Annotated in this window: 21 protein-coding genes; 7 read left to right on the top strand and 14 right to left on the bottom strand. The window is 70.9% G+C overall.

All coding sequences use genetic code 11. The features are described from left to right. Positions 1 to 6 precede the first annotated feature (6 nt). From AKI01S_RS09800 to AKI01S_RS09770, 7 genes are all read right to left on the bottom strand, one after another. Positions 7 to 1296, bottom strand: coding sequence for an ABC transporter substrate-binding protein (locus tag AKI01S_RS09800; RefSeq protein WP_067814164.1), 1290 nt, complete (start codon positions 1294 to 1296; stop codon positions 7 to 9). A gap of 175 nt (positions 1297 to 1471) precedes the next feature. Then, positions 1472 to 2164 (bottom strand): FadR/GntR family transcriptional regulator, encoded by a 693-nt coding sequence (locus tag AKI01S_RS09795; RefSeq protein ID WP_083999263.1) that lies wholly within the window; start codon positions 2162 to 2164, stop codon positions 1472 to 1474. A gap of 36 nt (positions 2165 to 2200) precedes the next feature. Then, positions 2201 to 3160, bottom strand: a complete 960-nt coding sequence (locus tag AKI01S_RS09790) for an alpha/beta hydrolase (RefSeq protein ID WP_067814162.1) — start codon at positions 3158 to 3160, stop codon at positions 2201 to 2203. Then, positions 3160 to 4368, bottom strand: a complete 1209-nt coding sequence (locus AKI01S_RS09785; protein WP_067814160.1) for a DUF5005 domain-containing protein — start codon at positions 4366 to 4368, stop codon at positions 3160 to 3162. Before AKI01S_RS09785 ends, AKI01S_RS09790 begins: the two co-directional genes overlap by 1 nt. A gap of 53 nt (positions 4369 to 4421) precedes the next feature. Then, positions 4422 to 5219, bottom strand: coding sequence for an SDR family NAD(P)-dependent oxidoreductase (locus tag AKI01S_RS09780; RefSeq protein ID WP_067814157.1), 798 nt, complete (start codon positions 5217 to 5219; stop codon positions 4422 to 4424). After that, on the bottom strand, positions 5216 to 6271 hold the full coding sequence (locus AKI01S_RS09775; RefSeq protein WP_067814155.1) for an aldose 1-epimerase: 1056 nt from the start codon (positions 6269 to 6271) through the stop codon (positions 5216 to 5218). Before AKI01S_RS09775 ends, AKI01S_RS09780 begins: the two co-directional genes overlap by 4 nt. A 4-nt stretch (positions 6272 to 6275) precedes the next feature. Continuing rightward, complete coding sequence (locus AKI01S_RS09770; RefSeq protein WP_083999261.1) at positions 6276 to 7496, bottom strand: DUF5005 domain-containing protein; 1221 nt, start codon at positions 7494 to 7496, stop codon at positions 6276 to 6278. Positions 7497 to 7602: 106 nt separating this feature from the next. Here AKI01S_RS09770 and AKI01S_RS09765 point away from each other — a divergent pair, with 106 nt between their 5' ends. Next, a complete protein-coding gene (locus AKI01S_RS09765) occupies positions 7603 to 8562 on the top strand; it encodes a sugar kinase (protein ID WP_218009616.1) in 960 nt (319 codons plus the stop codon). Here the strand turns inward: AKI01S_RS09765 and AKI01S_RS09760 are convergent. Further along, positions 8545 to 9306 carry a phytanoyl-CoA dioxygenase family protein gene (locus AKI01S_RS09760; protein ID WP_067814151.1) on the bottom strand — a complete coding sequence of 254 codons (762 nt, stop codon included), beginning with the start codon at positions 9304 to 9306 and terminating at the stop codon, positions 8545 to 8547. The genes AKI01S_RS09765 and AKI01S_RS09760 overlap by 18 nt on opposite strands. Positions 9307 to 10231: 925 nt before the next feature. On the opposite strand from AKI01S_RS09760, the gene ddaH reads away from it, so the two are divergent. Together ddaH and AKI01S_RS09750 are read left to right on the top strand one after the other, a co-directional pair. Next, positions 10232 to 11083: a dimethylargininase gene (gene ddaH / locus AKI01S_RS09755; protein ID WP_067814149.1), complete on the top strand. Its 852-nt coding sequence runs from the start codon at positions 10232 to 10234 to the stop codon at positions 11081 to 11083. Between the two features lie 163 nt (positions 11084 to 11246). Continuing rightward, a complete protein-coding gene (locus AKI01S_RS09750) occupies positions 11247 to 12056 on the top strand; it encodes a DUF1963 domain-containing protein (protein WP_067814147.1) in 810 nt (269 codons plus the stop codon). A 14-nt stretch (positions 12057 to 12070) separates the two neighbouring features. Here the strand turns inward: AKI01S_RS09750 and AKI01S_RS09745 are convergent, their stop codons facing one another. The 3 genes from AKI01S_RS09745 to AKI01S_RS09735 form a co-directional block, all read right to left on the bottom strand. Beyond that, the gene (locus AKI01S_RS09745; RefSeq protein ID WP_067814145.1) at positions 12071 to 12469 is read right to left on the bottom strand and encodes a hypothetical protein; all 399 of its coding nucleotides are present in this window, start codon (positions 12467 to 12469) and stop codon (positions 12071 to 12073) included. A gap of 102 nt (positions 12470 to 12571) precedes the next feature. After that, entirely contained in the window at positions 12572 to 12997 is a 426-nt protein-coding gene (locus AKI01S_RS09740; RefSeq protein ID WP_067814144.1) for a nucleoside deaminase, read from the bottom strand. Next, on the bottom strand, positions 12994 to 13833 hold the full coding sequence (locus AKI01S_RS09735) for an LLM class flavin-dependent oxidoreductase (protein ID WP_067814142.1): 840 nt from the start codon (positions 13831 to 13833) through the stop codon (positions 12994 to 12996). The genes AKI01S_RS09740 and AKI01S_RS09735 overlap by 4 nt, the downstream gene beginning before the upstream one ends. A 94-nt stretch (positions 13834 to 13927) precedes the next feature. Between AKI01S_RS09735 and AKI01S_RS09730 the strand changes: the two genes are divergently transcribed. After that, a complete protein-coding gene (locus tag AKI01S_RS09730; RefSeq protein WP_067814140.1) occupies positions 13928 to 14386 on the top strand; it encodes an Lrp/AsnC family transcriptional regulator in 459 nt (152 codons plus the stop codon). Between the two features lie 1183 nt (positions 14387 to 15569). Here the strand turns inward: AKI01S_RS09730 and AKI01S_RS09725 are convergent. Beyond that, a complete protein-coding gene (locus AKI01S_RS09725; RefSeq protein WP_245681547.1) occupies positions 15570 to 15929 on the bottom strand; it encodes a MerR family transcriptional regulator in 360 nt (119 codons plus the stop codon). Positions 15930 to 16021: 92 nt separating this feature from the next. On the opposite strand from AKI01S_RS09725, the gene AKI01S_RS09720 reads away from it, so the two are divergent. After that, positions 16022 to 16912, top strand: a complete 891-nt coding sequence (locus AKI01S_RS09720) for an imine reductase family protein (protein WP_067814138.1) — start codon at positions 16022 to 16024, stop codon at positions 16910 to 16912. A gap of 377 nt (positions 16913 to 17289) precedes the next feature. Continuing rightward, on the top strand, positions 17290 to 17487 hold the full coding sequence (locus AKI01S_RS09715; protein WP_157419750.1) for a hypothetical protein: 198 nt from the start codon (positions 17290 to 17292) through the stop codon (positions 17485 to 17487). Positions 17488 to 17647: 160 nt separating this feature from the next. Here AKI01S_RS09715 and AKI01S_RS09710 read toward each other — a convergent pair whose 3' ends face one another. Next, the gene (locus AKI01S_RS09710) at positions 17648 to 18082 is read right to left on the bottom strand and encodes an STAS domain-containing protein (RefSeq protein ID WP_169813934.1); all 435 of its coding nucleotides are present in this window, start codon (positions 18080 to 18082) and stop codon (positions 17648 to 17650) included. Between the two features lie 389 nt (positions 18083 to 18471). On the opposite strand from AKI01S_RS09710, the gene AKI01S_RS09705 reads away from it, so the two are divergent. Beyond that, entirely contained in the window at positions 18472 to 18792 is a 321-nt protein-coding gene (locus AKI01S_RS09705) for a hypothetical protein (RefSeq protein WP_067814132.1), read from the top strand. A 379-nt stretch (positions 18793 to 19171) separates the two neighbouring features. Here the strand turns inward: AKI01S_RS09705 and AKI01S_RS09700 are convergent. Continuing rightward, on the bottom strand, positions 19172 to 20174 hold a 1003-nt coding region (locus AKI01S_RS09700), incomplete at its 5' end, for a DNA-directed RNA polymerase subunit beta (protein ID WP_501162086.1).

Here is a 20174-nt window from a genome sequence, read left to right as displayed (position 1 = left end):
ACCGGGTCAGCTTCCGCTTCCCTGCGTCTTCCAGTACTGATCGTTGGCCTTCTGGATGTCCTGGAGCACCTTCATGTAGGTGCCGGGCTTGACCAGGAAGCCGCTGAGGCCGTCCAGCACGGCGGTCAGCACCGGCGCCGGTGCCGCCTCGAAGTAGCGCAGCGCCAGCCGGTACCTGTCGGACGCCGCCTCCTTGGTGATCGCGCCCAGTTCCGGGTCGGCGGCCTTGACCTTGGGGTTGCCCGACACGTCGCCGCGCGAGTTGGCCCAGGTCTCCTGCGCCTTGGGGGTGATCCACCACTTGAGGAACCTCGTGCTGGCCTCGGGGTCGGGCGCCTTGCGCAGCGAGCACAGCGGGCCGCTCTCGAAGATCAGCGAGGTCTTGGGCAGCGACGGCTCGACGTTGGGCACGAAGAAGAACCCGTAGTCGGTGCCCTGCTTCAGCCCGCGCTGGGTCATGCTGGTGTTGAACCAGGTGCCCGACATGACCATGGCGGCCTTGCCGGACTTGAAGTGGTCGGCGGGGTCGGCCTTGTCGCCGGGCTCGCTGAAGTAGCCGCCCTCGATCAGGCCCTTCCAGCGCTCCATCACCTTGACCACGCCGGGGTCGGTGTAGGACGCCTTGCCGGTGTTCAGCCGCTCGTACAGGTCGGGGTCGGTGCCGGCCAGCAGCTGCCCGAACCAGACGAACGAGAACAGCGAGGTCGGGGTGGTGTGGTGGAAGGGCACCTGCCCCTTGCTCTTCAGGGTGTCGGCGACCCTCATCAGCTCGGCCCAGGTCGTGGGCGGCTTCAGCCGGTGCTCGGCGAAGATCTTCTTGTTGTAGAACATGCCCCAGTAGGCGGTGTTCAGCGGCACGCAGTACTGCTTGCCGTCGATGGTGTAGTAGTCCTGCAACGACCGGGGCAGGTCGCCGCTGCCGACGGCCTCCTGCCAGATCGCCGAGGTGTCGGCCACCTGGTTCTGCTTGACGATCTCGCGGAGCCGGCCGCCGGTGGTCCAGGTGAACAGGTCCGGCTTGACCTTGGTGCGGAACGAGGCCTTGATGAAGGCGGTGTAGGACGGCTCGTCGGTGTAGCCCACCGGCTTCACGCCGAGTCCGATCTCCCGCTTGGACAGCGTCCCCATCTCGTAGAAGTACTTCGACCAGGCCCCCTTGTCGTTGTAGAGCTTGATCTCGGTCTTCTTCCCGGCCGAGTCCCCGCCCGAGTCGCCGCCCGAGGAGCAGCCCGCCAGCGCGAGCAGTACGGCGGCGGCGGAGAGCGCGGTGACCCGCGAAGGCATCGTCGGCTTCATGGAGGGGCCTCCTTGAGGGGAGTGGGGGTGGGTGCCCTTGGAGGAGTGGGATCGGAGTCGGAGGGACGGTTCGGGGAGGGTTCGGGGAGGTTCGAGGGGACGCCTGCAGGGCCGCCGGAGGGGGTGCGGGCGGCGGTGGCGGACGGTGGTGGCGGACGGCGGTGGCGGACGGTGGTCAGTCCAGGCGCTTCTCTATGACGCGTTTGACGTCGGTGAGATGCGTCCGCATCAGCTCCTCGGCGGCCCGGGCGTCGCCGTCCTCGATGGCCGCCAGGATCGCCAGGTGCTCCTCGTGGTCGCGGACGCGGTCGTCGAACAGCCGCAGGATCTCCCGCTGCTCGGTGGCGTGCAGCGACAGCAGCGAGGCGATGACCTCGTCCAGCACGTCGTTGCCGGCCGCGTGCGCGGCGGCGCGGTGGAAGGTCATGTTGATCTGGTTCAGCTCGGCGTCCTCGCCGCGTAGGTGCTGCCCGGCCTGCTCCAGGATCGACCGGAGCCGGGCCAGGTCCGCCGGGTCGGCCCGGCGGGCGGCCATCGCCGCCAGCGGCGGCTCGATCAGCAGCCGCGCGTCCAGCAGTTGCAGCAGCTGGCCGCCGGCCAGCCGCCGCACGTTCGGGTTGGGGATGACCACCCGCTCCAGCCCGGCGCCCACGTAGACACCCGAGCCGTGCCGCATGCGCACCGCGCCGGTGGCCTCCAGCCGCCGCAGCGCCTCGCGCAGCGTCGGGGCGGTCACCGCGAACCGCTCGGCCAGCTCGCGCACCGAGGGGAGCCGGTCCCCGGCGCGCAGGCCGTCGGACCGGATCAGCTCCAGCACGCGCTCGGTCAGCGCGTCCGACAGGCTCGGCCGGGTCAGGTCCTGGGTCATCGCCACCTCGTTCAGCAAAGTAGTCAAGTCATCTAATCACTTGCCGTCGGGGCTGTCCAGAGCCCGGTGCAGGGCCCGGCGCAGCGCCCGGTGCTGGCCGGCGACCGCGTGGCGGGCCACCTCGGCGGAGGTGACCCCGTCGAAGCCGTGGTAGACGCCCGGCACGTGGTGCAGCTCGGTCGGGACGCCCGCCTCGATGAGCCGCCGCGCGTAGCCGAGGGCCTCGTCGCGCAGCGGGTCGATCTCGGCGACCAGGAGGTAGGCGGGCGGCAGCCCGGCCAGGTCCGCCGCGCGGGCCGGGGCGGCGTACACCGGCGCGGCGGCGCGTCCGGGGCCGGGCCCGGAGCCCAGGTAGTGCCGCCACATGTGCTCCACGTCGGTCCGGTTGAACAGCGGCGGTTCGGTGTAGGCACGCATCGACGGGGTGTCCATGCGGTCGTCCAGGACGGGGTAGAGCAGGAACTGGAACACCAGCGGCGGCCCCGCCTCGTCCCGGGCGCGCAGCGCGACCCCGGCGGCCAGCGCCCCGCCCGCGCTGCCGCCGCCGACCGCGACCCGTTCCGGGTCGCCGCCGAGCCGCGCCGCGTTCTCCCAGGCCCACGCGGTCGCGGCGTGGCAGTCGTCGAACGCCGCCGGGAAGGGGTGCTCGGGGGCCAGCCGGTATTCCACCGACACCACCAGCACTCCGGCCTCGGCGGCGAAGCCGAGGCAGCGCTCCTGCTCGTTGTCCAGGTCGCCGGTGCAGAAGCCGCCGCCGTGGAAGTAGACCAGCACCGGCAGCGGCCCCGGCGCGTTCCGGGGCCGGTAGAGGCGGACGGGCACCGGCGGCGCGCCCGGCGGGCCGGGGATCTCCCGGTCGGCGACCTCGACGTGCCCGGGGGCTTCGGGCACGCCGAGGAACGCCACCAGCTCGCGCATCGCGGCGCGGGCCCGGACCGGGTCGGCCAGCCCGACGTGGGGCATGTCGGGCAGCGCGGCGGCGAGCTGGGGGTCCATCAGCCGCTGACCGGGACGTCGATGAAGCGGGGGCGGTAGATGGTGACGTCGCGGTAGACGTCCTTCTGCGCGTTCGCCTGGTCGTCGAGGCTGTTGACGTTGTAGGACACCACCAGCTTGCCGGAGGAGCTCAGCGACGCGTGGGCGTGGGCGTTGTAGGTGTAGACGTCGGGGTCGCCGTAGCTGCCCCACGGGCCGCCCTCGGGGGTGTTGTAGACGGTGCGCTCGTCGGTGAACGCCCCTTCGGGCGAGCACGACAGGTAGGTGTCGATCTCACCGCTGAACGCCTGCTTGGTGTCCTGGGTGAGCAGGATGTAGAAGTTGCCGCGCTTGGTGACGCTCAGCTCGTTGGAGACCCCGCTCATCACCCGCACCGAGTCGGTCTCGTTCTTCGACCACGTCCCGCCCGAGGCCAGGTACTCCCAGGTGCCGGCGAGGTCGGTGCCCTCGACCCGGGCGACGCGCAGGTACTTGGTGCCGCCGAGGTCCTCGGTGCCGTAGATGTAGGTCTTGCCGCCGTCCTTCAGCAGCGCCGAGCCCCACATCGTGCCGGTCGCCGACGGCAGCGGCGTCACGCTGGTCGGCGCCTTCAGGTTGCCGGTGGAGAACTTGGCGAGGACGTTGCGCTCCCACTTGATGTCCCAGGCGCTCGTCCCGGTCTTGACGTACTCGCGGTAGGGCTGCTGGAGCTGGGTACCGTTCATGGTCATGTCGCCCGCCCAGTACAGGTGCTTGTCGTCGCGCGGCGGCAGCAGCGCGGTCGGGGCGGTGGCGGTGCCGCCGTGCGCGGTGGTCAGGGCGCCGGTGGTGGACTGGACGACGAAGGTGTTGTTGAGGAACGGGGTGTCGCCGCCCTCGATGGGCACCGGCGGGCGCGAGGGCGGGGAGCCCGCGTTGACCTTGCCGAGGAAGGTGTCGGAGAACCCGAACACGACGCGGCCGTCGGGCAGCTTCACCGAGTAGGTGCTGTCGGCGCCGGTCCAGTCGTCGAGCAGGGCGTTGCTGTTGCCGTAGCTGTTGAACCTGGAGTTGAGCGTCGTGTTCTGCTGGGCGGGGCCGAACGTGGGCGCGGCGCTGCCGCCGCACACCAGCGCGGCGGCGGCCCCGGCCTGGGCCGGGACGGCGGCGACCCCGGTCGCCAGCAGGGCGGAGACGAGAACGGTACGGACGGTACGGACGGCGCGGGTGGATCGGGGGGATCGGTGCATCGGGACCTCCTGGACGGGGACTGCCGGACGGGGTTGGACGGGGACTTCGGGCATCAGGTCTCGGGGAGCGCGGCGGGGTTGCGGGCGAGCAGGCCGCCGTCCACCCGGTGCTCGGCTCCGGTGACGAACGACGAGCGGGGCCCGGCGAGGAAGGCGACCACCTCGGCGACCTCGGCGGCCCGCGCCACCCGGCCGAGCGGGTGCGCGCGCCCCCACTCGGCGATCTGCTCCTCCCGCGGCGTCTCGCCGCGGAACAGGTCGGCGGCCCAGCGCAGCATCGGCGTCTCCACCGAGCCGGGGCACACCACGTTGGCGCGGATGCCGTCGGCGGCGTGGTCGAGCGCGATGGCGCGGGTCAGCCCGTTGATGGCGGCCTTGCTGGCGGTGTAGGCGGCCACGCCCTGCTGGGAGGCGAACGCCTGGACCGAGGAGACGGTCACGATCGTGCCGCCGCCCCGGGCGCGCAGCGCGGGCACCGCCGCCCTGCAGGCCAGGAAGACGCCCTTGAGGTTGACCGACAGGACCTCGTCCCACAGCTCCTCGGAGGTGTCCTCGACGGTGCCGTAACGCTGGACGCCGGCGGAGGTGACCAGGGTGTCCAGGCCGCCGTGCCGCTCGACCGCCAGGGCGACCAGGTCCCGCATCGCGGCGGCGTCGGTGACGTCGGCGACCACGCCGGTGACGCGGTGGCCGCGTTCGCGGGACTCCTGCTCGGCCGCGCGCACGGCGTCGTCCTCGACGCCGCAGAAGACCACCTCGGCCCCGTCGGCGGCCAGCCGCTCCACCACCGCGCGGCCGATGCCGAGCGATCCGCCGGTCACCACCGCGACCTTGCCGTCGAACTCCCTCATCCGGTCTCCTCGTCGTCGATGACGTTCGCGCTGAGCCACAGGGCCCGTTCGCCGTGCGGCTCCAAGGTGAGGGCCGTCCCGTTCCGCGCCGCCCCGGCCAGGCCGTCGGTGGGCAGGCCCGCGAACGGCTCCAGCCCCACCACGTACGCCTGGCCCCACCAGGGGTAGTCGCGGGAGGCGCCGAGCTCCTGCCACATCCACAGGTGCGGCAGGACCGACGCGTCCCAGCGGACTCCCAGGCCGACGCGGCGCGCCGGGTCGGTGACCTCGTAGCGCCCGGTCGGCAGGCCGGTGAGGTAGACCATCTCGCTGGGCTCCTCGTAACCGGGCACCACGCTGAGGTCCACCTCGCCGCCCCCGTCGGCGGGGACGACCGGCCACCGGTGCGGGCCGCCCGCGCGCACGCGGCGGCCGCCGGGGCCGACCGGGGTGTCGTGCGGGATCACCTCGGCGCCGCCGGGCAGCGTGATGCGGTGTCCCGGCCGCAGGAACGGCGCGCCGAAGACGATGTGGTGGCCCCACATCACCTCCAGCGCGACCCCGGACTCGTTGGTCAGCTCCTCCTCGACCAGCAGTTCGGGCGAACCGCACAGCAGCCGGAAGGTCTTGGCCACCCGCAGCGGGAACCGCCGGGCCCGCACGGTCAGCCGCACCGCGACCTCCGCGGGCTCGTCGGCGACGATCCGCACGTCCCAGGGCAGCCCGGCGACCTCGCCGTGCTGGGCGAGCGCCGCGCCCCGGTGCGTGCCCGGCGCGCCGCCGTTGGGCAGGACCTCCTGCCAGCCGCCCTGGTAGTGGTCGTGGAAGGCCGCGACGTCGTCGGCCGCGCCCCCGGCGACGTCGCGCGGGTCGCGGGCGCCGCCGGGGGCCAGCCAGACGAAGTCCAGGTCGCGCCGCTTGTACAGCAGCTCCACCACGTCGCCGCCCTTGCCCGCCAGGACGGTGACGCGCAGCAGTTCGTTCTCCAGGACCACCGCGCGCATCCCCCACCAGAGGGTCTCGTGCAGGCGGGCGCCCCAGTTGCGGGCCGGGCGGTGGCGCGTGTGCGTCATCGCCCTATCCGAATCGCACGTCGACGAAGCGCGGACGGTAGATGCTGGTGTCCCGGTAGTGGTCGGTGTTGACGAGGCTGTTGACGTTGTAGGACACCACGATCCGGCCGCCCCTGCTCAGCTCGGGGTGGGCGTGCGCGTTGTAGGTGAAGACGTTGGGGTTGCCGTAGCTGCCCGCCGCCCCGGTCTCGGGGGTGGTGTAGACGGTGGTCTTGCCGGTGAACGGCCCGCGCGGCGAGCAGGAGAAGTAGGCGACGATGCGGGCGCTGAACAGCTCGGTGGTGTCCTGGGTGATGAGCACGTAGCCGGGGCCGAGCCTGCTGACGCTGTACTCGTTGGCGACGCCGCTCATGACGCGCGCCGAGTCGGCCTCGCGGCGCGACCAGGAGCCGTCGGCGGCGGCGTACTCCCACCGGCCGGTCAGGCTGGTCCCCTTCACCCGGGCCAGGTGCATGTACTTGGTGCCGCCCAGGTCCTCCACTCCGTAGACGTAGATGTGGCCGCCGGCGCGTTCGAGCCAGGACGCCCAGGAGATCCCCCGGGACGACGGCAGCGGCGTCACGCTGAACGGCCTGCCGAGGCGGCCGGGCCTGAAGCGGGCCAGCACGTTGCGGGACCAGCGCCAGTCCCAGGCGCCGGTGCCGAACCGCTCGTACTCCTGGTAGGTGACCTGGACGACGCCGCCGGCGGTCACCGCGTCCCCGGCCCAGTACCAGTGCTTGGAGTCGCGCGGCGGCATGACGGCCGCCGGCTTCCCGGCCGTGCCGCCGGTGACGGTGGTGAGCCGCCTGCCGTCCTTGACCACGAAGGTGTTGTTCAGGAACGGCGTGGTGCCGCCCTCCTCGATGACCGGGAACCGCGACCCGTCGGCGTTCACCTTGCCGAGGAAGGTGTCGGAGAAGACGAAGGCGAGCCGCCCGTCCGGCAGCGTGGTGGAGTAGGTGCCGTCGGCGCCGGTCCAGTCGTCGGTCCGCCGGTTGTCGGTGCCGTACCTGGTGAACAGGCCGTTGAGCTCGGCGTTGGGTCCCGAGCCCTGGAAGGCCGGGAGGGGCTTGCCCGCGCATTTTCTCGGCGCGGGCGCGTTGCGCGGGTCGGGGGCCGCGGCGGGAGCCGCGCCCGGCCGGGGCGGCGCGGCCTGGGCCGCGGGCGCGGTGAGCGCGGCCGAGGACAGGACGAGGGACAGGGCACCGGCCGCCAGGCCGCTCCAGAGGGGTCTTCTCCGCACGGGCACCTCCTGTGCACGATGGGACGGGGGTGACCGATGTGAGACGATCACCCGCCTAGAAGTCTGGTCATTAGATGACTTGCTGTCTAGATGTATCGTCGGCGCTGTGGATTTTCTGACGGGACGCCCCCCGGCCCGCGTGGCGATGATCGGCGAGTGCATGGTCGAGCTGCGCCACCTGTCGCCCGACCGGCTGGCCCTCGGCTACGCGGGCGACGTGTTCAACACCGCGGCCTACCTGGTGCGCGCGGCCGCCCCGGGCGCGGTCGACGTGCAGTTCGTGACGGTGACCGGCGACGACCCCTACAGCGCCGCGATGCGCGGGCGCTGGCGCGACTACGGCGTGGGCGACGCCCTGGCCCGCGTTCTGCCGGGCCGCCGGTGCGGGCTGTACCTGATCCGCACCGACGAGCACGGCGAGCGCACCTTCCAGCACTACCGGGGCGAGTCGGCGGCGCGCGAGCTGTTCGGCCCGGGCCAGCCCGCCGCGGTCGACGAGGCGATCGCCGGCCACGACCTGGTGTACCTGTCGGGGATCACCCTGTCGATCCTCACCGGCGCGGCCCGCGCCCGCCTGCTGGAGACCCTCGCCGAGACCCGGCGGCGCGGCGGCCGGGTCGTCTACGACGGCAACCACCGTCCCGGCGGCTGGCCCTCCCCCGCCGCCGCGCGCCGCGCCGCCGAGCAGGTGCTCGCGCACACCGACCTGGCGCTGCCGACGCTGGACGACGAGCGCCAGGTGCACGGCGACCGGGACGCCATGGCGTGCGTGGAGCGGCTGCACGCCGCCGGTGTCGGCGAGGTGGCGGTGAAGCTCGGCGCCGACGGCTGCCTGGTCTCCGACGGCCGGACCGCGCGGGCGGTGCCGGCGGTGCCGGACGTGCGCGTCGTCGACACCACCTCCGCGGGCGACGCCTTCAACGGCGCCTACCTGGCCGTCCGGCTGGCCGGCGGCGCGCCGCGCGCCGCGGCCGAGGCCGGCTGCCGCCTGGCCGCCGAGGTCGTCGGCAGCCCCGGCGCGCTGCTGCCACCGCTCCCCTGCCCGGAGTCAGACCCAGCGCTCTGACCCGGCGAACGGGAAGTGCTCCCCCTCCCGGTAGCGGGGCCGCTCCCGGTAGAGGTTGACGCCGGGCTCGCCGCGCAGCAGCAGCGCGCTGGGGAACGGCTGCGGCTCGGCGGTGATCCGGGTCGAGGTCGGGATGTAGCGGATCGTCAGGCCGCAGCGCCGGTGCGGCGAGGTGTTGGCGTTGCTGCCGTGCATGATGTTCGGGTGGTGGACCTCCACGTCGCCGGGTTCCAGGACCATGTCCACCGCGCGCGACTCGTCCACGGCCACGTCGCTCTCCACGCCGAACACCGCGTCCTGCCCCTCACGCTCCCGCACGCCGTGCAGACCCTGCCGGTGGCTGCCGGGGATGACGCGCAGGCAACCGTTCTCGGGCGTCGAGCGGTCCACCGCCAGCCAGAGGGTGACCACCCGCATCGGATCCAGCGGCCAGAACGCGCCGTCCTGATGCCACAGCACGGCCTTGCCGGTGTACGGCGGCTTGGCGATGTAGTGCGAGGCGAACAGAGCGATGTCGGGCCCGACGAACAGCTGCGCGATGTCCAGCAGCCGGTCGTCGGAGACCAGCCGCACCCAGAACGGGTCGGTGGCCACCAGCTCGGTGGACAGGTCCTCGCCGCTGCGACCGGGGTGGTGCTCCTGGAGCCAGCGGACGTGCGCGTCGGCCTCGGCGACCAGGTCGGCGTCCAGCACGTTGCGGAAGATCGCGTACCCGTCGGTCTCGTACTTCTCCATGACATCCATGCCGCCGAATATCTAGACATCAAGTGATTTAGTCAATAGTTCGGAGCAGACCAGGTCCGCGACGAGAGCGAAGCCGGACCCAGCACCACGAGCCCCAGCGCGCCCCAACGGCCACGCCACACGGGACTGTGCGGCGGCAGCGCTCCAAGCGACTCAGCAGAGCGCGAGCGCGGCGCTCACCTGTGGGCGGCGTCCGGGGTGGCGCTGCGGGTGCAGGTGCTACCACCCGGGCAGCAGGTCGAATTCATGGACGAGCCGTATGCGCGTAGGAAGAGCGCAGCTCTTTGGGAGGGAGCGGCCGAGCCGGAAGGTCATTGATGATCAATTCGCTCATCTTGTGCAGCCGGAGAAAGTATCCGAACGCCGTGTAGTGAGGCGAGGAGCATCCCAGGCGGGCGACCTGTCCGGCGAGTTCGGCGTGGCGGCTTCGGACGATGTTCTGACGGCCCGAGTCGATCGTGCCGCCGTTGCGCAGGTAGGTCGAAACACATCCGGCCACGGTCGCGCCGAGGTGAACGAGCTCCCCCCTCGGCTTCAGCCGGGACCTCGGGGAAGGGCTCGTCGAGATGCGGCGCCCACAGGCGGCCGACCTCGTGGAACATCGCCTCGTGCGCGTCGGGACCAGGCCACCTCCAGGCGGTCCAAGGCCCGGGTCAACGCCTCTTCGTCGGCTCTCAGGACAGCGCTCCTCAGCGAAAGGTGACGCGCCCCATGAGAAAGACCGCTGTCACACACATTTCTGGCATAGGTCCCAAAACTCATGTTCCGATCATCCCTGGAACGCCGGGAATGACGCGCCCCGAAAAAATCGCGGGGCTGGCGTCTGCCCTGGGCGATGGAGGCCGGGCAGGGTGGCGTGCGGGAGGTCTCGTTCAGTGGCCGGAGAATCGGGAAGGGGCTCATCTGGAACAACAGGGGGGGAATCATGGATCGTTCCGGGATCAGGCACACCGGTCGGCGGCACCTGGTGATGTGCCCGCCCGAGTACTACGAGATCACCGGCGACAACCCGTGGACGCCGCCGGACGCCAAGACCGACCGGGCCGCCGCCATGGAGGAGTGGGAGCGGCTGCGCGGGATCTACCTGGATCTGGGGCACCGGGTTCATGTGATCGAGCCGCACCCGGAGCTGACGCAGATGACGTTCGCCGCCAACGGGGCCCTGGCCATCGACGGCAAGGCGTTCGTCGCCCGCCCGCACAGCCAGGAGCGCGCCGGGGAGGGGCCCGCGCACGCCGAGTGGTTCCGGCGGCGGGGCTATGACGTCAAGGTGTCGCGGGCCCGCAGCGAGGGGGAAGGCGACTTCCTGGTCACCGAACGGTTCGTGCTGGCCGGGACCGGTTTCCGCACCGACCAGCCCGCCCACTTCGAGGCGCAGGAGTTCCTCTCCCGGCCCGTGCTGAGCCTCCAGCTGGTCCACGAGAAGTTCTACCACCTGGACACCGCCGTCTGCGTGCTGGACGAACGCACCATCGCCTACTACCCGGGTGCGTTCTCGCCCGGAAGCCGGCGGCTGCTGGAGCGCGTGTTCCCCGACGCGGTCATCGCCACCGACGACGACGCCGACGAGCTGGGGCTGAACGCCGTGTCCGACGGCAAGAACGTGGTGCTGCACAGCTCGGCCCGCCACCTGGCCGACGCGCTCGCCGAACGCGGCTACCACCCGATCGGCATCGACATGCCCCAGCTCCAGATGGGCGGCGGTGGCCCCAAGTGCTGCACCATGGGCCTGTACGGAGAGCCACCGAAAACCATCGACACGGCTGGTTCCCAGTGAGCCGCTCCCGACCTCAGCTTGTTGTCTAACTTGGGTGCAGTGCGTTCTCAGGGACGCATCCGCCCAGCTCACAGGGCTAGAGCGGGTCACGTCCGCTGAAACGGCTACGGGGTGAGGGCGCAACAGCCGGACGCCTCCGGCGGGCTGTGTTGGAATGCGGTGTATGGATCTTGAGAGTGCGTTGGCCGCCAGCCGGATGCTGTGTACCGAGCACCTCGGGGAGAGGCTCGGGCGGCAGCTCGCCGAGCTGGCTCGGCCCGGGTTCGGGTTGTGGCCCGCCACGGCCGGGCGTGCGGCCACGGGTCGGTGCCGGCTCGGCGGGCCGGCGCTGCTGGAGCCGGGTGTGGCCTGGCCGGAGGTGGATGGGCTTGCGCTCAGCCTGTTCGCCGTCCTGGACATGGATGAGCTGGCGTCCTGGGCCGGGGACCAGGCTCCGGTGCGGGCCGGGGTGCTCAACTTCTTCTACCTGGACCTGCCGCACCGCTTCGAGCTGAGTGACCGCCGGATCTGCACGGTCGTTGCGGCGGATCCGACACGGGCCCTTGAGGTCGCGCCACCGGAGCCGCTGACGCAGTTGGAGGTCGTGTCGTTGCACGCCCGGGGCGGGGTCTCGGTCCCCAGCCCCTACGCCGAGTACTCGCGGCTGGTGTGGGAGCGATTGGAGCCCGATGACGAGGTGTGCGAGGAGTTCGAGTGCGACCCGTCCGGGTTCGTGGCCGAGCGGTTCGGAGAGGCCTGGCTGCAGGATCCAGGGCGGTTGCGAGCCGATGCCCAAGCGTTCGGGTGGCCGCTGATGGAGACCTCTGCGCTGAAGGCGCGGCCGGAGGACGGCGACCGGCATCTGCTCACGCTCTCCAGCAATCACGGGTCGTGGAGCTTCCCCAACGGCGGATCGTTGATGTTCTTCATCCCCAAACCGGCGCTACGGGAAGGCGACCTCAGTCAGGTGTTCACCGAACCAGACGCGTGGTAACCCCCAGGGCTTGGTCAGCCTACGACGGTTCGACAGGACCCGGCGATCCCACTGTCCTGATGGGACGGTTCTCCCAGAGGACCCCAGTGAACTGGGCGGATACCTCCCCGAGAACGTTCTGCACCCAGCACCGGCAGCGCGGGCACCTTGTGGTGGGAGGGGCGTCCGGCCGCGCAGGCGAGGCGGCCTCGGGACGTCTCGGTGACGTCGCCGGTCGCCACGCGCGGCAAGGGCCGGTTCTCGATCAGCTCGCGCGGGACCGCGGCGTAGTGGTCGGGGAACGCGGTCTGGCGGCACACCGCCGTCGCGCCCGGTCCCCTGGCCGCGGGCGCGAGCAGGAAGACCGCCACGTTGGCGAGGACGAGCAGCACCGGGGTCCGCCGGAGAGGGGTGACGTCATGGATGGGGATCACCACGCCTCCCCGGCGCCCGCCTCGTCCCGAACCACACCCGGTCGCCCGGACCGGCCACGATCGGATCGCGGACGGTCCGGGCCCGGAGCGGGCAGGGCCGCGTCAGGTGTAGTAGCCGACGATCGGGACCCGCGCCTCCTCGAAGAGGGCGGGGCCCTCCTGCGGGACGCGCGGGAAACCGCCCTCGGGGTAGATCTCGGTGTGCTGCTCGGCGGACAGCGCGTACACGACGCGGCCCAGGCCGGAGCGGTCGATCGCCCCGGTGCACATCATGCAGGGCTGGCAGCTGGTGAACATCGTCGTGGCGGCGGCGGTGCCGGGGTCGAGCTCCCGGGCCGCCCAGCGCGCCAGCTTCAGCTCGGGATGGGCGGAGATGTCGCGGTCGGCGCGGACGGTGTTGTGCGCCTCGACGAGGATCGTCCCGTCCGGGGCCGCCAGCAGGGAACCGTAGGGGGCGTGCCCGGTGGCGCGCGACTCGTTGGCCAGCTCGATGGCCCTGCGCAGCAGGCGCTCGTCCTGGGGGGTCATGCGAGGTCCTTTCGCAGGGCGGCCACGGCGGCGAGGTCCCGCCAGGCGGTCTCGGGGTGCCGGGTCTCCTCGGGGTCGCCCAGGTAGGGGTCGAGCAGGACGCTCTCGGCGCCCAGCGCCCGCAGCCGCTTCAGATCGTCCATCACCTGGTCGGCCGTCCCCTCCCCCGCGCGGCGCTCGGTGAGCGGCTCGTCGGTGAGGCGCAGGACGATGCGCGGGGCCAGTGGAGGGACGGGGCTTCCCTCTGCCGCGGCGATCGTCCGGAGCCGTTCCACGGCCTCCTCCAGCCAGGGCATGGTGAAGCGGAGGGGATGCCAGGCGTCGCCGAACCGCACGGCGCGGCGCCGCGCGGCGTCACTGTGGCCGCCGACCCACAGGGGGATCGGGCCGTTGCGGTAGTCGTCGGTGTTCCGCCAGGCGTCCTTGAGGGTCCGCAGGAAGTCCTCGGTCAGCTCACCGCGGCGCTCGAAGGGGACGCCGAGCGCCGCGAACTCCTGCCGGGCCCAGCCGACGCCCACACCGAGGACCAGCCGTCCGTCGCTGAGCCGGTCGAGGTTCGCGGCCATCCGCGCGACCAGCAGGGGGTGCCGGTACGGCGCGACCAGCACCGTCGTTCCGAGCGCGACCCGGCGGGTGACGCCCGCCAACCAGGACAGCGTGGTGAACGGCTCGTAGAAGGGCGCCGGGTACTGCGCGGCCACGTCAGGCGTGACGGCGATGTGGTCGGACACCATGAGCAGGTCGTATCCCAGGCCCTCGACGGCCTGTGCCCAGCGGCGCAGCGTCTCCGGGCCGGTGCCGGGCCCGAAGTTCGGAACGTTCACTCCCAGTTTCACGGCGCTCAGGCTATCCAGCCGGTTCGGCGCGACAGAAGGGATTCTTCACGGCACATCGGCCCGTCCCCCGTGGATTCAGCGGTATTTTGCCCAGATGGCCGGGAACCTCGACGACACCGACTGGGCGATCCTCACCGAGCTGCAGCGCGACGGCCGCGTGTCCCTCACCGAGCTGGGCAGACGCGTCAACCTCAGCGCGTCCGCGGTGACCGAGCGGGTGCGGCGGCTGGAGGCGGAGGGCGTGGTCACCGGCTATCACGCCCGCGTCGACCTGGCCAAGGCCGGGCTGCCGGTGCTGGCCGTCGTCCGGCTGAAGTACCCCGGCAACCGGCACGCCCCGCTGCACGACCTGCTGCGCGAGCGCGAGGAGATCCTTGAGTGCCTGCGCACCACCGGCGAGGACTGCTACGTCCTGAAGATCGCCGCGTCCACGATGGCCCACCTGGAGGAGATCGTGGACGAGCTGCTGGAACTCGGCAGCACCACCACCAACCTCGTCTACAGTGAGCCCCTCCCCAGCCGTGGTCTACCCACCCGACCCCCCGCGCCGTAACGGCCCCGGACTCCTACAGCTACGGCGAGCCGCCACTCGGCCCGGCGAGGCCCTGAATGTCGGTAGCTGCGGTGAGCGGTGGCTCGGATGGGCCCGCGAGACTCGCGATTACGGATTGTTACGGGCGTTGGTGCGGTAAGAGGACGCACCGGAGAGACCAGAAATTCTGTCCGGTTACCCGAACGGTGTTTCCGCAGGTCTCCACGCTGGCGTCTGGTTGTGGGGGATTTAGCGCCCTGGCCCCGTGCGGTGCGACGGTGTGCGGCGATGTGCGGCCGTGGGTTCTGCTGTCAGGTGCCGTCATCGGACCGCCCAGGCGACAGCAACCTTCCGCAATGAAGCGTGCTCGTAGACCAGAACCGGTGCGGTAGCGCGGACCTTCGTTCCTGCGCTCCTCATCTCCCACACCCCACCGCCCTGAACACCCTCTCGGCCGCCGCCCGACCACGAGCGGCCTAAGTAGCCCTGGTGAAGTTCGCTGCTGATCCTCAATCCGGGCTCGTTGGCGGTTCAGGGCCTGGTCCACTGCGGTGCCGATGTCGTCGGCGTTGGTGTGGGCGCGGGTGGGATGGTCCTCGTACTTGGCGTGACGCCAGACGAGCTCGCGGCGACTTGTGCTCAAGGCGTCCAGGTTGCGACTGTGGTCGGCCCGCTGTGATCCCTGGCGTCAGATTCGGGCCAGGGCGAGACGGCCGGTGTGTTCCGCGGTGCGCCAGGCGTTAAGCAGGTTGTCCGACAGGCCGGCCAGCGTCGCGCCACCGCACCGCGGCGAGGCCAGATGAGTCCAACCCGCAGCCGCCACGGACACCGCCCAGGCAGACGGCGAGCCGATCACACTGTCATCGGCATGAGCGGATGCCCCCACAGACCTGTGTGCCGAACAGCACGCGTCACGGCAACACACATGCCGGAGCGTTGACCTCTGGTCATGGCGTGTCGGCTTGCTGGGTGCAGAGAAGCCACCGCCACCAACGCAGCAGGTCGTAGGCGTAGCCGCGCACACTGCCCGCACTGCGCACACTGCCCGCACCCCGGCCTGACGCCGCCGCGCCCGGCTGTTCCCGGAAGGGTCCACCACCTTCGGCGCGTTCTGCCGGATCCGCTCTTCGCGTTCGGTGCGTATCGGTCAGGTCCTGGACTGGCAGTTCTCGACCCGTCGCGGGTGGGTGGCGTGTCCGCGGTCTCAGCGGGAGGTGGCGCCGATGATCGCGTCGAGCATGGTCCGGGCCGTGTGAAGCTCGGTGATCGATCTGCTGATCCGGTCGCGTTCGCGCCGCAGGTCGGTCACTAGGTCAGGGCACGCTGCGGCGAGGCCGTCGCCGGTTTCAACGGTGCAGGGCAGCACGTAGGCGATGGTGGTGGTGTTGAGCCCGGCGGCGAGCAGGGTGCGGATGCGCCGCACGAGTTCGACGTCGGCGTCGTCGTACTCGCGGTATCCGCTCGGCCGCCGCAGCGGCTGCAGGAGTCCTTGCTCTTCGTAGTAGCGCAACAGCCGCTGGCTGACGCCGGTCCGCTGAGCCAGCTCGCCTATGCGCACGGCCATCTCCCGAGTTGACTCTCACATAGATGTGAAGGTCTAGCTTAGCGACGCAGATACCGCGTGACAGCGCGGATCCCCCGAGTGCAGGAGGAACTATGAGCCATCGGATGGACTCCGTGACCGTGATAGGGCTGAACTCGCGGGGCACGGCACTGGCCCAAGCGCTCGCAGCGGCAGGCGCCACAGTGGTGGCCTGGGACGAGGTCGGCCCCGAGCCCAACCCCTCGGCCGAGACATCGCCGGTCAAGGGCGTACCGCGAGCCGAGTCGTTGCAGACGGCATTCACCACCGCCTCTTTGGTCCTGGTGTGTCTTGACGACTACGACGGTGTCCAACGCGTCCTCGGCCAGGCCGAGCCGTACGTCACCGCCGCCGACGTGGTCAATTTGACGTCCGGAACGAGCGCGCAGGCCGAGCAGGTCGCCGCCTGGATGAACGCCCGCAGCGGCCACTATCTTGACGGCGCGTTGATGGCCCATCCCGAGCATGTCGGCGACCCGGAGACAGTGCTGGTGTACAGCGGCTCGGCCGAGGTGTTCGAGCGTCACCGGACTGTGCTCACCCACCTGGGCGACGCCACGTACTTGGGTGCGGCCCCCGGCACCGCGGCCCTGTATGACGTGGCGATGCTCAACTTCGCCTGGGCCACCCTGATCGGCTTCCTGCAGACTGCCGCACTACTCGGCACGGCCCAGATCCCAGCCACCACTGTGGCGCCACTGCTGACCCGCTGGCTGTCGACCACCGTCACAGACGTGATCACTGAGTACGCCCGCCAGATCGACGACCGCCACTACCCAGGCGATCAGGAATGGCTCGAACTGGACGCCCCGCTCATGGATCACCTCATCGAGGCCGGAAGGGCCCGCGGACTCGACACCGCCCTGCCCGAGCTCATCCAGTCCCTGACCGCCCGGGGCATCGACGCCGGCCACGGCAAGGACAGCTTCGCCAGCCTGACCGAGATCATCCGCGCCAGGCAGTGATGGTCAGCCCACGTCGGCGCGGCCGCTGTCTGGGCTGACATTCTTGTCAGATAGGCGATTGCAGCTGTTTCGGTACGGTGCGTCGCCGCGACGGTGGGCGGCCACCGTCCTCGTTGCGACGCAGACGTGCTGGGGCCAAGGAGACCCAGAACGCTCGTCTGGTGCATGTCGGGGTTCCAGGGTCCGAGTGCAAGGAGCAGGTGGCCGGCGCCACTACTGGCGGCGGACGCGTTGCCGGGCTGACGAGGAGGGAACGTTCGCCCTGGGACCGGGACCGGCCTGATCGTGAGGCCTAAACGTTATCCAAGGAACGCATGAGGCAGGTGCTCGCGGGCAGACAAGGGCGCGAACGTAAGTGTGAGCCGGGGGTGACGGGAATGCAGAACGCTGCCGTAAAGCTCGACGTGTACGACCCGCCGTCCTCTCCCCCGACATGGTCCGGCAAGCCCGCCAGGAACCTCACGGCGGCGGAGGCACTCGACGTGCTGGTCTACATGGAGGCCAACCGGCTGGGCGACGAGACGTTGGCGCAGGTCCTCGCGGGCATTCTGGTCAGCCGTTCCACTTCCTGCTGAGATCGCCGGGACCCCCATCGCCGCAGACATGCTGAAGACCGCTCCGCTGCGGTCGGTGATCCGGTGGGGCGAACGCCACCCGTCGGAGCAGACATCCAGCCGGGCTCGGTCATCCGGCAGTCCGCGCCTCGCGTGCGTGGTCAGAGGGGCGAGCGGCTGCTCAGCCGACCACGGCGGTGGGGGCGTCCGGCTCCGATCCGGGCCGGGCGTGGGGCATGTCGTCGGTGCCGGGGGTGGCGCTGGCGGCGGGCAGGCTGTCGTGCACGGGGAGGAAACGGTCCAGTCCGGTGATGGCCAGGAGCGAGGCCACGCGTCCGGTCGGGTGGAGCAGCAGCAGGTTCCCTCCGCCGGCCTGCAGGCGTTTCCACCAGCGGATCAGCACGTTCAGGCCGGAGGAGTCGGCGAAGCTCAACCCTGACAGCTCCAACGCCACCCACGTCACCGCGACCCGACCCGTCACCGGAGTGGTGGCCTGCGACAGTTCGTCCTCCAGGATCGGCGCGGTGGCGATGTCCAACTCCCCGGCGACCTCGATCACCAGCCAGCCGCCCCGCCGCACCGAACGGGTCCGCAATGTCGGCCCTTGCACTCCCATCGCCAACCCACCTGCTTTTCTCTTTCCCAAGTCTGGGAGGACTCTACTGGCAGCGGCACCGCCCGTCACGGCCTGCCGCACCATCGAACGCCGTGACGCAGAGGCTCGGAAGGCTCCGGGTCGGCCGAGCAATTCGTTCCCCGTTCGAGGACATGGCGAACTGCTCCCTGGTGACACCGGTGGTAAGCGGATAACGGCCTGCTTCGGAGCACCGTCGGCCCAACACCGGTGACGGCGCAACAGGAAGGGACGCCAGCGCCACGGATCTCGCCACAAGAGTCCATGTCACGCGACATACACATCGACAGCCGGTAGTGAGAACATCACGCCACGGGAGCGCCGCCCGCTGACGGTCCTCCACCGCCACCTGATGAATCCGCACTGCCGCCATGACCTGTCCCCCACCCTTTCCGCCGCTCAACGACCCTCCGGAGCCGCCGCCGGAACGCCCCTGGCTGTACCAGGTCGTGTGCCTGGAGACCACCGATGCGCATCCGGCGCCGCACCCGCTCAGCCCTCGCTTCCGCAACCGCATGATCGCGTGCCGCTGGTTGGGCAACTACCTGGCCTACTCGGCCGACAACCTGGAACACGACGGGGCCCTCGCCCAGGCCGCCGCTTTTCGCGGCGCCGCCGAGAGCGCCCGCGCCAACGGGTGGGCCGACGTCGGCACCGTGCACTACCAGGTCCTGCCGATACCCGCCTGGTGACGTCCCACGCGACCACTCGATGCGATCACGATGGGGTCAGGAGGACTGGATCCGGCAGTTAACCGCCGGACCGAAGACGTACCGACGCGGCGCGGGGGTCGAAATCGTCCTGGCGCCGCACCCCCACCACGGCCGGTTCGTCGCAGGCCCACCGAATGCCGGCCCGCCGGGCGCGCCCGTGGGTCAGGAAGCCGGATGACGTGCGGCTTTGCAACCCTGAGCAGAATGTCGGTTCTGCTCCTGGTCGCCGAGCGAGCCGTCCGTTGGCCACGGTTTCCGCTCACCGCATTTGGCGAACGTCGGCTCCCGTTACGCCGTCGGCCCGAGCGCCGCCGCTTGTCCGGGCGGGCGGTGCTCGGGCCGGGTCGTCGTCCGTTTCCTAGATGTCGTCCACGTTCATCGCGCCCTCATTGGGGCGGCGGGAGAGGTCGATGCCGAGCTCTTCCGCCGCGCGGAAGACGTCCTCGTCGGTGTCGCGCATCTCGATGGACATGCCGTCGGTCGAGAGCACCTCGACGTTGAGGCACAGCGACTGCATCTCCTTGATGAGGACCTTGAAGGACTCGGGGATGCCGGGCTCGGGGATGTTCTCGCCCTTGACGATGGCCTCGTAGACCTTGACGCGGCCAAGGACGTCGTCGGACTTGATGGTCAGCAGCTCCTGCAGCGCGTAGGCGGCGCCGTAGGCCTCCAGGGCCCACACCTCCATCTCGCCGAAGCGCTGGCCGCCGAACTGCGCCTTGCCGCCCAGCGGCTGCTGGGTGATCATCGAGTACGGGCCGGTCGAGCGCGCGTGGATCTTGTCGTCGACCAGGTGCAGCAGCTTCAGGATGTAGATGTAGCCGACCGAGATCGGGTCCTTGTACGGCTCACCGGTACGACCGTCGAACAGCCGCGCCTTGCCGCTGGGCTTCACCATCCGGTCGCCGTCGCGGTTGACGAGGGTGTTGCCCAGAAGGCCGATGATCTCCTGTTCGCTGGCGCCGTCGAACACCGGGGTGGCGACGTTGGTGCGCGGCTCGACGCGGGCGGAGTCCTTCTCGCGCAGCTGCTCGGCCCACTCCTCCTCCACACCGCCGATGTCCCATCCCTGGGCGGCGATCCAGCCCAGGTGGGTTTCCAGGACCTGGCCGACGTTCATGCGGCCGGGCACGCCCAGCGGGTTGAGCACGATGTCGACCGGGGTGCCGTCCTCCAGGAAGGGCATGTCCTCCACCGGCAGGACCTTGGAGATGACGCCCTTGTTGCCGTGGCGGCCGGCCAGCTTGTCCCCGTCGGTGATCTTGCGCTTCTGCGCCACGTACACCCGGACCAGCTCGTTGACGCCCGGGGGCAGCTCGTCGCCGTCCTCGCGGGAGAACACCCGCACCCCGATGACCTTG

Source organism: Actinomadura kijaniata NBRC 14229, from assembly GCF_001552175.1.
Taxonomy (GTDB): Bacteria; Actinomycetota; Actinomycetes; order Streptosporangiales; family Streptosporangiaceae; genus Spirillospora; species Spirillospora kijaniata.
Note: the sequence above shows the minus strand (reverse complement) of the source record. Positions and strands in the feature narration are given on the sequence as shown.

Excerpts from the sequence above, each read along its gene's own strand:
- AKI01S_RS09780 (WP_067814157.1), bottom strand. The coding sequence starts at position 5,219 with ATGAGGGAGTTCGACGGCAAGGTCGCGGTGGTGACCGGCGGATCGCTC.
- AKI01S_RS09730 (WP_067814140.1), top strand. The coding sequence starts at position 13,928 with ATGGCCGGGAACCTCGACGACACCGACTGGGCGATCCTCACCGAGCTG.
- AKI01S_RS09710 (WP_169813934.1), bottom strand. The coding sequence starts at position 18,082 with ATGGGAGTGCAAGGGCCGACATTGCGGACCCGTTCGGTGCGGCGGGGC.
- AKI01S_RS09795 (WP_083999263.1), bottom strand. The coding sequence starts at position 2,164 with ATGACCCAGGACCTGACCCGGCCGAGCCTGTCGGACGCGCTGACCGAG.
- AKI01S_RS09740 (WP_067814144.1), bottom strand. The coding sequence starts at position 12,997 with ATGACCCCCCAGGACGAGCGCCTGCTGCGCAGGGCCATCGAGCTGGCC.
- ddaH (WP_067814149.1), top strand. The coding sequence starts at position 10,232 with ATGGATCGTTCCGGGATCAGGCACACCGGTCGGCGGCACCTGGTGATG.
- AKI01S_RS09760 (WP_067814151.1), bottom strand. The coding sequence starts at position 9,306 with ATGGATGTCATGGAGAAGTACGAGACCGACGGGTACGCGATCTTCCGC.
- AKI01S_RS09775 (WP_067814155.1), bottom strand. The coding sequence starts at position 6,271 with ATGACGCACACGCGCCACCGCCCGGCCCGCAACTGGGGCGCCCGCCTG.
- AKI01S_RS09715 (WP_157419750.1), top strand. The coding sequence starts at position 17,290 with ATGCAGAACGCTGCCGTAAAGCTCGACGTGTACGACCCGCCGTCCTCT.
- AKI01S_RS09705 (WP_067814132.1), top strand. The coding sequence starts at position 18,472 with ATGACCTGTCCCCCACCCTTTCCGCCGCTCAACGACCCTCCGGAGCCG.
- AKI01S_RS09785 (WP_067814160.1), bottom strand. The coding sequence starts at position 4,368 with ATGCACCGATCCCCCCGATCCACCCGCGCCGTCCGTACCGTCCGTACC.
- AKI01S_RS09750 (WP_067814147.1), top strand. The coding sequence starts at position 11,247 with ATGGATCTTGAGAGTGCGTTGGCCGCCAGCCGGATGCTGTGTACCGAG.
- AKI01S_RS09790 (WP_067814162.1), bottom strand. The coding sequence starts at position 3,160 with ATGGACCCCCAGCTCGCCGCCGCGCTGCCCGACATGCCCCACGTCGGG.
- AKI01S_RS09720 (WP_067814138.1), top strand. The coding sequence starts at position 16,022 with ATGAGCCATCGGATGGACTCCGTGACCGTGATAGGGCTGAACTCGCGG.
- AKI01S_RS09800 (WP_067814164.1), bottom strand. The coding sequence starts at position 1,296 with ATGAAGCCGACGATGCCTTCGCGGGTCACCGCGCTCTCCGCCGCCGCC.
- AKI01S_RS09725 (WP_245681547.1), bottom strand. The coding sequence starts at position 15,929 with ATGGCCGTGCGCATAGGCGAGCTGGCTCAGCGGACCGGCGTCAGCCAG.